At 70.1% G+C, this 12,894-nt stretch carries 9 protein-coding genes and 1 pseudogene; 3 read left to right on the top strand and 7 right to left on the bottom strand.

Going from position 1 to position 12,894, the window contains the following annotated elements:
* Positions 1-10: 10 nt before the first annotated feature.
* Together ACZ3IJ_RS00360 and abc-f are read right to left on the bottom strand one after the other, a co-directional pair.
* Positions 11-670, bottom strand: a complete 660-nt coding sequence (locus ACZ3IJ_RS00360; protein WP_467465397.1) for a histidine phosphatase family protein — start codon at positions 668-670, stop codon at positions 11-13.
* Between the two features lie 9 nt (positions 671-679).
* Complete coding sequence (gene abc-f / locus ACZ3IJ_RS00355; protein WP_467465396.1) at positions 680-2,320, bottom strand: ribosomal protection-like ABC-F family protein; 1,641 nt, start codon at positions 2,318-2,320, stop codon at positions 680-682.
* A gap of 97 nt (positions 2,321-2,417) precedes the next feature.
* Between abc-f and ACZ3IJ_RS00350 the strand changes: the two are divergent.
* Positions 2,418-3,053: pseudogene (locus ACZ3IJ_RS00350) on the top strand (TetR/AcrR family transcriptional regulator); the annotation flags it as partial.
* Positions 3,054-3,200: 147 nt separating this feature from the next.
* Here ACZ3IJ_RS00350 and ACZ3IJ_RS00345 read toward each other — a convergent pair.
* Positions 3,201-3,806, bottom strand: a complete 606-nt coding sequence (locus ACZ3IJ_RS00345; protein ID WP_389574873.1) for a YdbC family protein — start codon at positions 3,804-3,806, stop codon at positions 3,201-3,203.
* 141 nt (positions 3,807-3,947) lie between these two features.
* Here ACZ3IJ_RS00345 and ACZ3IJ_RS00340 point away from each other — a divergent pair, with 141 nt between their 5' ends.
* Positions 3,948-4,478: a TerD family protein gene (locus ACZ3IJ_RS00340; RefSeq protein ID WP_467465395.1), complete on the top strand. Its 531-nt coding sequence runs from the start codon at positions 3,948-3,950 to the stop codon at positions 4,476-4,478.
* A 117-nt stretch (positions 4,479-4,595) separates the two neighbouring features.
* Here ACZ3IJ_RS00340 and ACZ3IJ_RS00335 read toward each other — a convergent pair whose 3' ends face one another.
* The 3 genes from ACZ3IJ_RS00335 to nrdR form a co-directional block, all read right to left on the bottom strand.
* Complete coding sequence (locus ACZ3IJ_RS00335; protein ID WP_467465394.1) at positions 4,596-5,480, bottom strand: hypothetical protein; 885 nt, start codon at positions 5,478-5,480, stop codon at positions 4,596-4,598.
* Between the two features lie 436 nt (positions 5,481-5,916).
* A complete protein-coding gene (locus ACZ3IJ_RS00330) occupies positions 5,917-8,805 on the bottom strand; it encodes a vitamin B12-dependent ribonucleotide reductase (RefSeq protein WP_467465393.1) in 2,889 nt (962 codons plus the stop codon).
* 160 nt (positions 8,806-8,965) lie between these two features.
* The gene (gene nrdR, locus ACZ3IJ_RS00325) at positions 8,966-9,478 is read right to left on the bottom strand and encodes a transcriptional regulator NrdR (protein ID WP_391801140.1); all 513 of its coding nucleotides are present in this window, start codon (positions 9,476-9,478) and stop codon (positions 8,966-8,968) included.
* A gap of 479 nt (positions 9,479-9,957) precedes the next feature.
* On the opposite strand from nrdR, the gene lexA reads away from it, so the two are divergent.
* Entirely contained in the window at positions 9,958-10,749 is a 792-nt protein-coding gene (lexA, locus tag ACZ3IJ_RS00320) for a transcriptional repressor LexA (protein ID WP_383168531.1), read from the top strand.
* A gap of 157 nt (positions 10,750-10,906) precedes the next feature.
* Here the strand turns inward: lexA and ACZ3IJ_RS00315 are convergent, their stop codons facing one another.
* Positions 10,907-12,880: an ATP-dependent DNA helicase gene (locus ACZ3IJ_RS00315; protein ID WP_391801138.1), complete on the bottom strand. Its 1,974-nt coding sequence runs from the start codon at positions 12,878-12,880 to the stop codon at positions 10,907-10,909.
* Between the last annotated feature and the right edge of the window lie 14 nt (positions 12,881-12,894).

The raw sequence follows: 12,894 nt of genomic DNA, 5'->3' as shown, positions 1-12,894 counted from the left end.
CTGAACCACTCTATCCGGTGTGGCCGTACGGTTCCGGGGTACGCCAGTGCTCGAACGGCCGGTCCAGGCTGTATCGGCCGTCCTCGCCGAGCAGCAGCGTCCGCGTCTCGCCGTTGCCCGGGTTGGACAGCGACTCGAACTCGGCGACGGTCCAGTGGAACCAGCGCATACAGAACAGCCGCATCGTCAGTCCATGGGTGACGAGCAGGACGTTCGGGGGATGGTCGGGCGCCTCGAAACTGCGGTAGAGGCTCTCCAGGAACGCGCCGACCCGGTCGTACACGTCCGCTCCCGACTCGCCCTGCGCGAAGCGGTAGAAGAAGTGCCCGTACGCGTCGCGGTAGGCCTTCTGGAGGCGTACGTCGTCCCGGTCCTGCCAGTTCCCCCAGTCCTGCTCCCTCAGCCGCGGCTCCTCCCTCACCCGGACCTGCCGGGGGGCGAGCCGGAACTCCCGGAACGTCTGGTGGGTGCGGCGGTACGGAGAGACGTACACGCTGACCTGCTCCTCCCCGAACAGGTCCCGCAGCCGCTCCCCCGTCTCGCGCGCCTGCCGCAGACCGGTTTCGGTGAGTCTGAGCGCGTGGTCGGGCTCCCGCTCGTACACCGTGTCGTCGGCGTTTCCTTCGGACTCTCCGTGCCGTACGAGGACGATGCGCCGCGGTCGTGCCATGTCATGACCCTAGATGGCCGCCCCCGGGCGGGCTCGGCCGGGGAGGCGTCCGGCGTCCATCCGGCGTATGGCGCCGGTGAACCGGCGGCGCAGCTGACGGTCGTGCGAGACCACGACCAGGGCTCCCGCCCACTGCTGCAGCGCCTCCTCCAGCTCCTCCACAAGGCCGAGGGCCAGGTGGTTGGCGGGCTCGTCGAGCAGCAGCAGGTCGACGGGCCGGGCCAGCAGGCGGGCGAGGGCGAGCCTGCGGCGCTGCCCGGCGGAGAGGCTGCCGACCGGTACGTGGAGGTCACTCGGCCGGAACAGTCCGTACGAGAGGAGCAGCTCCCGCTGCTCGTCGTCCGTGAGCCCTAGCCCGCGGCCGAAGGCGGCGAGGACACGCTCCGCGGGCCGATGGGTCGGTATCTCCTGGGCGAGGAACCCGATCCGCCCACTGCGCCGGACTTCCCCGCCGTCCGGCTTCATGAGCCCCGCCATGACCCGGAGCAACGTGGACTTGCCCGCCCCGTTGCCGCCGTGAATCAGGAGCTTCTCCCCCGCCCGGACGGTCAGCCGGTCGACGGCCAGCCGGTCCGCGACACGCACCCCGGTCAGCGAGATCAGCTCCCCTTCGGCGCCTCCTGCGACCGGTCGCGCGGCGAAGGCGAGCGGTCGCGGGGGCTTGGCGACCGGTTCGGCGCGGAGTCGGCGCAGCCGCTCCTGGGCGTTGCGGACCCGGCCGGAGACCGATGCCTGGACGCGGCCGCCCGCCCGGTCGTACGCCATCTTGTTGTTGTCCCTGATCGAGCGCCCCAGAGCCACTCCGTGGGCGGCGGTGGTGGCGTAGGCCTCGAGTCGGGCCGTCTCCTCGTGCCAGGCCTCGTACTCCTGCTCCCAGCGCTGCCGGGCGGCCTCACGCTCGGCGCGGAAGCCGGCGTACCCGTTCCCGTACCGGACGACCGTGCGCCGGTCGGCATCGACCTCCAGGACGGACGTGACAACCCGTTCGAGGAAGACGCGGTCGTGAGAGACGGCCACGACCGTGCCGCGGTGGGCCAGCAGCGCCTCCTCCAGCCAGTCCAGGGCCTGTTCGTCGAGATGGTTGGTGGGCTCGTCCAGCAGGAGCACCTCGGGCGCGGCGGCAACGGCGCAGGCGATGCCGAGCCGGGCCTGCTCGCCGCCCGACAGGCTGCCGAGCAGGCGCTGTCGACCTACCGAGGCGAGTCCGAGACCGTGCATGGCCTTGTCGACGCGTGCGTCCGCTTCGTAGCCACCGCGCAGCTCGAAGACCGTGAGCAGCTCTCCATAAGCGTCGAGTTCCCTCGCTCCGGCCGTGGCGAGGGTCGCCTCTCTCTCGCGGAGCCGGCGTTCCATGGTGCGCAGTTCGGCCAGGGCATCGTCGATCGCGTCGCCCACGGTGTGGCCGCCCGAGAGGCGGGGGGTCTGCGCGAGCATTCCCGTGCCGCCCTCGACGAGGGTCGTGACCTCCCCCTCGTCGGGCGCTTCGAGACCGGCGAGCAGACGGAGAAGGGTGGACTTCCCCGCCCCGTTCTCCCCCACGATCCCTATGCGCTCACCCGGGCGCACCGTGAGCGAGATCCGGTCGAGCAGGAGGCGTTCGCCGCGGGACACGGTCACGTCATGCAGAGAGAGAGAGATCTGTGTAGGCAAGGGCGCCTCCGGCTTCGATCGACAGGGGAAAGCCCACCTCCCTCCGCTAACGCGACGGAAGTGGCATTACCAGAACCATGGCAGACTCGACCCACTAATGCAACGGGAGTCGCAATTGAACGCGTCGATGGAAAGTGACCGGACACCCCCGCCCGGTAGCCGCCGTCCCGGCGGCCGCACCGCACGCACCCGGGCGGCCGTGCGCGACGCCGTGCTGACAGGGCTGGCCGAACACGGTTATCCGGCCCTGACCGTCGAGTACGTGGCGGAGCATTCCGGCGTGCACAAGACGACGCTCTACCGCCGCTGGGGCAGCCTCGAAGGGCTCCTCGCGGACGCCTTGGCCCTCGCCGGCGAGGACAGCTGGTCTCCGCCGGACACCGGACGCCTGGAGCTGGACCTGCGGGCGCTTGCCCGCGAGGTGGTCGACTCCTTCTCCGACCCCGCGGCAGCAGCGGCTCCCACCGCGTTCGTGGGCGCCGCCTTCCAGTCGGAGCGCGCCGCGGACGCGCTGCGGGACTTCTACACGGAGCGCTTCACCCGCTGCGAGGCGGTCGTCGAGCGGGCCGTGGCCCGCGGCGAAGCGCCGGAGGGGACCGACGCGGGCGCTGTCGTACGCGCCGTCTCGGCGCCCCTGTTCCTGCGCCTCTTCGTCACCCGTGAGCCGGTCGACACGGCGATGGCCGACCAGTCGGCCCGGGCGACTGCGGCCGCCGTCGCTGCGGGGGCCTACCTCACCCCGTTCAACCCTGCCGAACCAGCCGAGCGCGGCAGCCGGCCCGACCTCACCGGCCCAGCCGATCCCACCGGCCCTGCCAGCCCCGGCGACACCACCGGTCCAGCCGGTCCAGCCGGTCCAGCCGGTCCAGGCGAGGGGTGATCAGACCGTCCAGGACGGCTCGAGCTGCACCACGTCCCCGCTGAGCGCTGCCACATCCGCCTCCGTCTGGGCACGCAGCCCGAGCCGTTCGACCCGCTCCACCCGGTACTTGCCGTGTTCGGCGGCGGACCGCCACATCGACAGCACCACGAACTCGTTCCCGGGCGCCTCGCCGAAGACCCCGCGCAGCATGCCCGGGGAGCCGGCCATCGCCGGGTTCCACACCTTCTCCTGCATCAGCGCGAAGTGCTCGACCCGGCCTTCGTGGACCCTGCAGTGCGCCACCCTGGCCACATCGGCGTCCGCGAACTTCGGCTCGAAGCCGGTCTTCACGTCGAAGCGGTGGTCGAAGAGCTTGACCTGGCTGTCCTTGAACGAGCCGGACTGCGTCGCCGCCAGCCGGTCGTGCGAGCGCGCCATGAAGGAGTCGTAGAACGCGCGGCTCTCCCAGAACGAGAAGACATGGGCGACATCGGGCCGCGCCCGGCTCCATCCACCGCCCTGGCCCCGGAATCCCGGCTCACCGAGCAGACCCGCCCATTTCCGCTGCCCCCGCTCGAACCCGCGACGGTCCACCACGGTGCAGCGAATCCACTTGACCAGCACGGCGCCATCGTACGGGGCATTCACCTTCCGCCACCCCGTTCTCGCACGGAGTGCGCATGACACCATGAGCAACCGGTCCGGGACCATGGGCAGTTGACCTGGCCCAGGGGTTATCAGTCGTACACAGAGAGGGGATTCACGGTGAGCGGACTCAACAAGGGGGTCGGCAAAGTCGAGGTGACGCTCAAGTGGGACCCGAGTCCGATCGGCGCCGCGGCGCATGATCTCGACATCATCGCCGGGGTCTACACGGTGGACGATCCGTACGGCTCGCCCGCGTATCTGGTGCACTTCGACAGCCGCTCCCCCGACGGGACGATCACGCTCAGCCGGGACAGCCGTACGGGCCAGGGGTTCGGCTACGACGAGGCGATGATCCTCGAACTGGACCGCCTCGCGCCCCGCTACGCGCGCGTGGTGGTGGGAGTGGCCATTCAGCAGGGCTCCGGCAGGCTGACGTTCGGCGCCATCGCCAACACCGGCGTACGAGTGCGTGAGGGCTACACCGAGCTCGCCGTTCACGGCTTCGAGGACGTCGCCGGAGCCACGGCGGCGACGGTCGTGGAGTTCACCCGCGACGCTCCGGACGGCTGGTCCTACCGGTCGATCCGCCGCGGCTTCGACACGGACCCGCAGACCTTCGCCGCGGAGATGGGCGCCAGAACCGCCTGACGGCCGACCGCCGACCGCCTGACCACCTGACCGCCCGACCGCCCGACCGCCTGACCACCTGACCGCCCAAGCACCCAGGCACTCTTGCCGCCTGCCCCGTGCCCGGCGCGGGGAGCGTCACGCATCCGAGAGGGGACCGGCCCAGGGCCGGTCCCCCTCGGCCGCCGGGGCGGCCCGTAGATCGAGTTCAGGTGCGGCGGAGTCCACGAGCCACGTCAGCCTTTCATGGCCCCCCGCCAGGCCCTCCCTCGCCGTGTCGCGCCACTCCGTACGGCCGAGCAGGTCGAGATACGACCTCCTGACGTCGCCCCACCGTGCCTTGAGACCCGCCTCGTCCGACCAGGCGGGCGCCTCTGCGCCCAGATAGCGGGCGACCGTCGTGGCGTCGCAGTAGCGCTCGGCCGTCGGCCCCAGGTCCGCGATGTGGCGGACGTGCGCCTCCAGCACCGTGAGCGCGTGCGGGTAGTGGCGAAGTGATGTCCCCATGCCCTCGCAGTACGTCATGGTGTGGAGGATCCGCCCTGTCTGGTCCACCACGGCGGCATCGGGCCCGGGCTCCACGATGACGTCGTGGAGGCCGGTCAGGCGCGCGACGTCCGAGACGACGTAGCTGTTGAGGAACTCCCCGTCGGCGGCGGCGTTCCGCAGCAGCCAGGGGCGTACGGCCGGGTGGTCGTCCACGTGACCGCACAGGGTCTCCACCGCATGCACCCGGCCCCACTCAGTGGCCCGTTCCGCCAGCCAGATCAGGGCGTCGACACCACCCGGAAGGCGTTCCAGCGCCCGTGCCGCGAGCGGGCCGAAGGCGTTGGAGAGGAGGCCGATGGTCTGGATCCTGCCGATGTCGGCCACCGTGCCGGCCTCGGCGAGCAGGACCAGCCCGACGGCGACGGAGCCGGTGTCGGTTCCGTGGCGTACCAGCCACCGGCCGGTTTCCCGGGCCCTGACGGCCGGCGTCCTCCGAGCAGCGTCGGTGATGCGGTCGTCGTGGCGTGTCGACACTGGAAGTCCCCGAAGTCTCTGGGCCAGTTCGCGCGGAGTGGCGGTTGCGTCGTCGGCGTACGCGTTGAGGACGCTCACGGCGTCCGCCCCGCCCAGGGTGCGGTCGGGTGGAGACTTTCCTTCCGCTCCGCGCCCGCGCCGGTCCGCGCCCGGAAACGGTGCTCCACCTCGGAAGAGAGGCGCGTCCGGCGTCAGGCGATGCAGCCGGAGGGCGTGGTCGAACAGTGTGATCGGGGTTCCGGGCAGTCCTGCCCCAGGCGTCTCGCTCACAGGCGGGCGGACGACTCGACTCTCTTGATCATGCCCAGAACCCTGTCACCGCCCGCCGTCCGGCACAAGCCCCGACCAGGCCCACGAACGCCAAGGGCGGTGGCGCCGAAGAATCGGCCCCACCGCCCTCATGCGGCAACTTCAGCCGTCAGCCGACCCCGTGGGGTCAGCTGCAACCGCTGGTCGAACCGCAGCCCTCGCAGATGTAGCAGGAGCCGGCCCGCTGCATCTTCGTACCGCAGGAGAAGCAGAGCGGGGCGTCCGCGCTGATGCCCAGCTGCATCTCGACGAGCTCGGCGGAGGTGTGCGCCTGCTTCGGGGCCGGGACCTCCACCTTCGGCGGCGTCGCGACGGCCTTCAGGGTCTCCGTCTGACGCGGAGCCGACTGGGCCAGGCCCTCGACGTCCATCTCGTCGTCGGCGGCCTCGTAGGAACCCGTCTCCAGGTGACGCTGACGCTCCTCGGCGGAGTGGATGCCGAGCGCGGAGCGGGTCTCGAAGGGCAGGAAGTCCAGCGCGAGACGGCGGAAGATGTAGTCGACGATCGACTGGGCCATCCGCACGTCCGGGTCGTCCGTCATGCCGGCCGGCTCGAAGCGCATGTTGGTGAACTTCGAGACGTAGGTCTCCAGCGGGACGCCGTACTGCAGACCGACGGAGACGGCGATGGAGAACGCGTCCATCATTCCGGCGAGCGTCGAACCCTGCTTGGACATCTTCAGGAAGACCTCGCCGAGACCGTCGTCCGGGTAGGAGTTGGCGGTCATGTAGCCCTCGGCGCCACCGACCGTGAACGAGGTGGTGATCCCCGGGCGGCCCTTGGGCAGACGCTTGCGGACCGGGCGGTACTCGACGACCTTCTCGACGGCCTCGCGGATCGTCGCCTCGGACTTCGCGGTGACCTCGGCCTTCTCCTGCTCCTTCTTCTTCGCGGAGAGGGGCTGGCCGACCTTGCAGTTGTCGCGGTAGATGGCGAGCGCCTTGACGCCCATCTTCCAGGCCTCGAAGTAGACCTCCTCGACGTCCTCGACCGTGGCCGTCTCCGGCAGGTTCACGGTCTTGGAGAGGGCGCCGGAGATCCACGGCTGGATCGCGGCCATCATGCGGACGTGGCCCATCGCGGAGATGGAACGCTCGCCCATGGCGCAGTCGAAGACCTCGTAGTGCTCGGTCTTCAGACCGGGGGCACCGATCACGTTGCCGTGCTCGGAGATGTGGGCGACGATCGCCTCGATCTGCTCCTCCTGGTAACCCAGGCGGCGCAGGGCCTGCGGGACGGTGCCGTTGACGATCTGCATCGAGCCGCCGCCGACCAGCTTCTTGAACTTGACCAGGGCGAGGTCGGGCTCGAGGCCGGTGGTGTCGCAGGACATCGCGAGACCGATGGTGCCGGTCGGGGCGATGACCGACGCCTGCGCGTTGCGGAAGCCGTTCTTGGCACCCAGGCGCAGGACGTCCTGCCAGGCCTCGGTGGCCGCGGCCCAGATCGGCGAGTCGAGGTCGTCCATGCGGACGGCCACCGTGTTGGCGTCGGCGTGCTGCTTCATGACGCGCTGGTGCGGCTCGGCGTTGCGGGCGTAGCCGTCGTACGGGCCGACGACCGCGGCGAGCTCGGCGGAGCGCTTGTACGAGGTTCCGGTCATCAGCGAGGTGATGGCGCCGGCCAGGGCGCGGCCGCCGTCGGAGTCGTACGCGTGGCCGGTGGCCATGAGCAGGGCGCCGAGGTTGGCGTAGCCGATGCCCAGCTGACGGAAGGCGCGGGTGTTCTCGCCGATCTTCTGGGTGGGGAAGTCGGCGAAGCAGATGGAGATGTCCATCGCGGTGATGACGAGCTCGACGACCTTGGCGAAGCGCTCGGAGTCGAACGACTGGTTGCCCTTGCCGTCGTCCTTGAGGAACTTCATCAGGTTCAGCGAGGCGAGGTTGCAGGACGTGTTGTCCAGGTGCATGTACTCGCTGCACGGGTTCGAGCCGTTGATGCGGCCGGACTCGGGGCAGGTGTGCCAGTGGTTGATCGTGTCGTCGTACTGGATGCCCGGGTCGGCGCAGGCCCAGGCCGCCTCGGCCATCTTGCGGAAGAGCGACTTGGCGTCGACCTCTTCGATGACCTCGCCGGTCATACGGGAGGTCAGGCCGAACGTGCCGCCCGACTCGACCGCCTTCATGAACGTGTCGTTCACGCGGACCGAGTTGTTGGCGTTCTGGTACTGGACGGACGTGATGTCGTCGCCGCCCAGGTCCATGTCGAAGCCCGCGTCACGGAGGGCGCGGATCTTCTCCTCCTCCTTGACCTTGGTCTCGATGAAGTTCTCGATGTCGGGGTGGTCGACGTCGAGGATGACCATCTTGGCCGCGCGACGGGTGGCGCCGCCCGACTTGATCGTTCCTGCGGACGCGTCGGCGCCGCGCATGAAGGAGACCGGGCCGGAGGCGTTGCCGCCGGAGGAGAGGAGCTCCTTGGAGGAGCGGATGCGGGAGAGGTTCAGGCCGGCGCCGGAGCCGCCCTTGAAGATCATGCCCTCTTCCTTGTACCAGTCGAGGATCGACTCCATGGAGTCGTCGACGGACAGGATGAAGCAGGCGGAGACCTGCTGCGGCTGGGGCGTGCCGACGTTGAACCAGACCGGCGAGTTGAAGCTGAAGATCTGGTGCAGGAGGGCGTACGCCAGCTCGTGCTCGAAGATCTCGGTGTCGGCGGGCGAGGCGAAGTAGCCGTACTCCTCGCCGGCCTTCGTGTAGGTCTTCACGATCCGGTCGATCAGCTGCTTCAGGCCGGTCTCGCGCTGCGGGGTGCCGACCGCCCCGCGGAAGTACTTGCTGGTGACGATGTTGACCGCGTTCACCGACCAGAAGTCGGGGAACTCGACGCCACGCTGCTCGAAGTTGACCGAGCCGTCGCGCCAGTTGGTCATGACGACGTCACGGCGCTCCCAGACCACCTCGTCGTACGGGTGCACGCCCGGGGTGGTGTGGATGCGCTCGATACGCAGGCCCTTGCTCGCCTTGGCTCCCTTGGCTCGGGAACCTCGTGCCGGACCGCTCGCCGTCTCTGTCATGCCGCCTCCCATATACGGGCAAAACACCTATAAATGCCCAGATAGTCCCAGGGCACTGTCTTCTTGTCTGCTGTCGCGAGCACCGCTCGGGGCGCCCGTGACACGTCTTTCTCGGCCGCGCGCGGCCGGCCTCGGCCGGACCGACGGTCCGGCCGACCGGTCAGTCGGCGGCGGTGGCGGGAACGGGGACCTCGGGGGTCGCTCCGGTCCCGCAGTCCACTGCGGGAGGCCGCTGCTCACGGAGTTCCGCGATGGCGGCCTCGAAGTCGTCGAGGCTGTCGAAAGCCTTGTAAACGGATGCGAAGCGCAGGTACGCGACGAGGTCGAGCTCCTGCAGGGGGCCGAGGATGGCCAGGCCCACGTCGTGGGTGGTCAGCTCGGCGCTTCCGGTGGCGCGCACCGCCTCCTCGACCCGCTGGCCGAGCTTGGCGAGGGCGTCCTCCGTCACGGGCCGCCCCTGGCACGCCTTGCGCACGCCGGAGATGACCTTGGTGCGGCTGAAGGGTTCCGTGACTCCGGAGCGCTTCACCACCATGAGCGAGCACGTCTCCACCGTCGTGAAACGACGGGAGCAGTCGGGGCACTGGCGGCGGCGTCGGATCGACGTCCCGTCGTCGGTGGTGCGACTGTCGACGACACGGCTGTCGGGGTGCCTGCAGAAGGGGCAATGCATGGTTCCGACCCTCCCTCACGGCACGACTGAATAGCCTCGCCGAGCCCGTCAAGGCCCCTCGAAGCGACCACCAGCATAGGCGATGCAGGCGCCCCCGATAGACGGGGGACCACAACTTCTAGGTGGCTGATGCAATCCAACCACTAGATCTGGTGTTGGGCCCGATTTCCGGCACTTCGCGCGTGTCGCGCGGGCCTGGCATCGAGGACCGGCCACGAGAGTACGGGAAGCGCGCGGCGCCACCGATCCGGGGCCCGCGAGTGCGAGACTGGAAGGGCACCCCCGCCCGCATGCGGGCCGACGCCGAACGGTACCGTAATGACCGAATTGCTACCGGCGCCCGGGCCTGCGTATACACCCACCAGCGCATAGACGTAAGACAATCTGCGGTTTTTCACTCGAACGTGTGTTTGGCGCAACCTTTCGAAAGCCACTACCGTTGTGCCAGCCAGGGAGACCATTCGAGAGGGGCCGCCGACGTGACCACCACCGCAGACAGTGCCACCATCACTGCCCAGGACCGCTCCCAGGGCCGACTCGAGGCGGTGCATGCCATGAATGACGCAGCCATGAACGGGGACGGGGAGCCGGGTCGACCTGCGCGCTCACTGCCCGGACGACCTCCAGGCATCAGGGCCGACAGCTCCGGCCTCACGGACCGGCAGCGCAGGGTGATCGAGGTCATCCGTGACTCGGTCCAGCGGCGGGGGTACCCGCCGTCGATGCGGGAGATCGGTCAGGCGGTCGGCCTCTCCAGCACCTCCTCCGTGGCACACCAGCTGATGGCGCTGGAGCGCAAGGGCTTCCTGCGCCGCGACCCGCACCGCCCCAGGGCGTACGAGGTCCGTGGCTCCGACCAGCCGAGCACCCAGCCGACGGACACCACCGGCAAGCCGGCCGCCTCGTATGTGCCCCTCGTCGGCCGGATCGCGGCCGGTGGCCCGATCCTCGCCGAGGAGTCGGTCGAGGACGTCTTCCCGCTCCCCCGGCAGCTCGTCGGCGACGGTGAGCTCTTCGTCCTGAAGGTCGTCGGCGACTCCATGATCGAGGCCGCGATCTGCGACGGCGACTGGGTCACCGTCCGTCGGCAGCCGGTCGCGGAGAACGGCGACATCGTCGCCGCCATGCTCGACGGCGAAGCCACGGTCAAGCGCTTCAAGCGCGAGGACGGCCACGTCTGGCTGCTGCCGCACAACGCGGCGTACCAGCCGATCCCCGGCGACGAGGCCACCATCCTCGGCAAGGTCGTGGCGGTGCTGCGACGGGTGTGACACCACCTCGTCGGCTCTGACCGGGCCCCGGAACCCACTGCGCCGGTTCCGGGGCCCTGCTCTGTTCCGCGGCAGGCCCGTGCCGGCCGCCCGCGGTCCCGTGTGGACGTGACGCGGCATGGGGTCCGGCCTGTTCCTGGCCGGGCCCCCTTCCGCGTCAGACCCCGGCTGCCTTCGATGCGGCGTCGATCGCCGCCAGCGACTTCCGCACCTGGTTACGGTCCGTCGTGTACCAGAAGTCGGGCAGCGAAGCCTTCAGATAGCTGCCGTAGCGCGCCGTGGCCAGCCGGGGGTCGAGTACGGCGACGACGCCACGGTCGCCGGTGGCCCGTACGAGACGTCCCGCGCCCTGGGCCATCAGCAGGGCCGCGTGCGTGGCGGCGACGGCCATGAAGCCATTGCCCCCCGCGTCCTCGACCGCCTTCTGGCGGGCGCTCATCAGCGGGTCGTCGGGGCGCGGGAACGGGATCTTGTCCATGACGACGAGCTGGCAGCTGGCGCCCGGGACGTCGACCCCCTGCCAGAGGGAGAGCGTCCCGAAGAGGCACGTCTGCGGGTCGGCGGAGAAGTTCTTGATCAGCTCACCCAGCGTGTCCTCGCCCTGGAGCAGGATCGGGAACTCGGGGATGCGGGAACGCAGCTCCTCGGCGGCCAGCTGGGCGGCGCGCATCGACGAGAACAGACCGAGCGTCCTGCCGCCCGCCGCCTGCACGAGCTCCGTGAGCTCGTCGAGCATGTCCGTACGGTCGCCGTCCCGCGCGGGGCGGGCCAAGTGCTTGGCGACGTAGAGGATGCCCTGCTTGGGGTAGTCGAACGGCGAGCCGACGTCGATGCCCTTCCACACCGGCATGTCATCGCCCTGGGCTCCTTCGGGGGCCAGGCCCAGCGAGGCTCCGACGCCGTTGAAGTCACCGCCCAGCTTCAGCGTCGCCGAGGTGAGGACGACCGACCGGTCCGCGAAGAGCTTCTCGCGCAGGAGCCCGGACACGGAGAGCGGGGCGACCCTCAGCGAGGCCCCGAATCGGTCGTGGCGTTCGTACCAGACGACGTCGTACTCGGAGCCCTGGGTGATCCGCTCGGCGACTCCGTGCACGGTCTCCACGGAGGCCAGGGCCTGCTTGCGGACGGCGTCCTCGTCCTGGACGGACTTGTCGCGGGTGGAGCCGAGCGCCGAGATCACCGCGCGCGAGGCGTCGCGCAGCGCCATGAGGGCATAGCCCAGGTCCTCCGGGATCTCTTCCAGACGGCCGGGGAGCGCCAGCTCCATCAGCCGCTCGAAGCCCTCCGCGGCGGTCTGCAGCTGGTCGGCGACCTTCTCGTCGACCAGCTTCGCGGAGCGGCGGACCGCGCGGTTCACCTGGCCGGGGGTGAGTTCGCCCGTGGCGACGCCCGTGACCCGGGAGACCAGCTCATGGGCCTCGTCGACGATCAGCACTTCGTGCTGAGGCAGCACCGGGGCGCCTTCGATCGCGTCGATGGCCAGCAGCGCGTGGTTGGTGACGACGACCTCGGCCAGCTTGGCCCTCTCACGCGCCGCCTCGGCGAAGCACTCCGCTCCGTACGCGCACTTGCTCGCGCCCAGGCACTCCCGCGAGGAGACCGACACCTGGGCCCAGGCCCGGTCGGAGACGCCGGGCGTCAGATCGTCCCGGTCACCCGTCTCCGTCTCGTCCGACCAGTCGCGGAGCCGCATCAGGTCCTGCCCCAGCTTGCTCGTGGGCGCGGCGGCCTCGAAGGGGTCGAAGAGACCCTCCTCCTCGTCCTGGGGCACGCCCTCGTGAAGGCGGTGGAGGCAGAGGTAGTTCGACCTTCCCTTGAGCATCGCGAACTCCGGGCGCCGCCGAAGCTGCGGGTGCAGGGCGTCGACCGTCCGCGGAAGGTCGCGCTCCACCAGCTGGCGCTGGAGCGCCAGCGTGGCCGTGGCGACCACCACGCGCTCACCGTGCGCCAGGGCCGGCACCAGATAGCCGAGGGACTTTCCGGTGCCGGTACCGGCCTGGACCAGCAGGTGGGAGCTGTCGTCGATGGCCTCGGCAACAGCCTCGGCCATGGTGACCTGGCCGGGCCGCTCCATACCGCCGACGGCGGTGACGGCGGCGTGCAGGAGGTCGGGGAGGGATGGCTTCGTCATAGCGCGTCCACCCT

It is taken from the genome of Streptomyces sp. NPDC013317 (assembly GCF_055563155.1).
The sequence above is the reverse complement of the archived record's forward strand: the minus strand, read 5'-3'. Positions and strand labels throughout refer to the sequence as shown.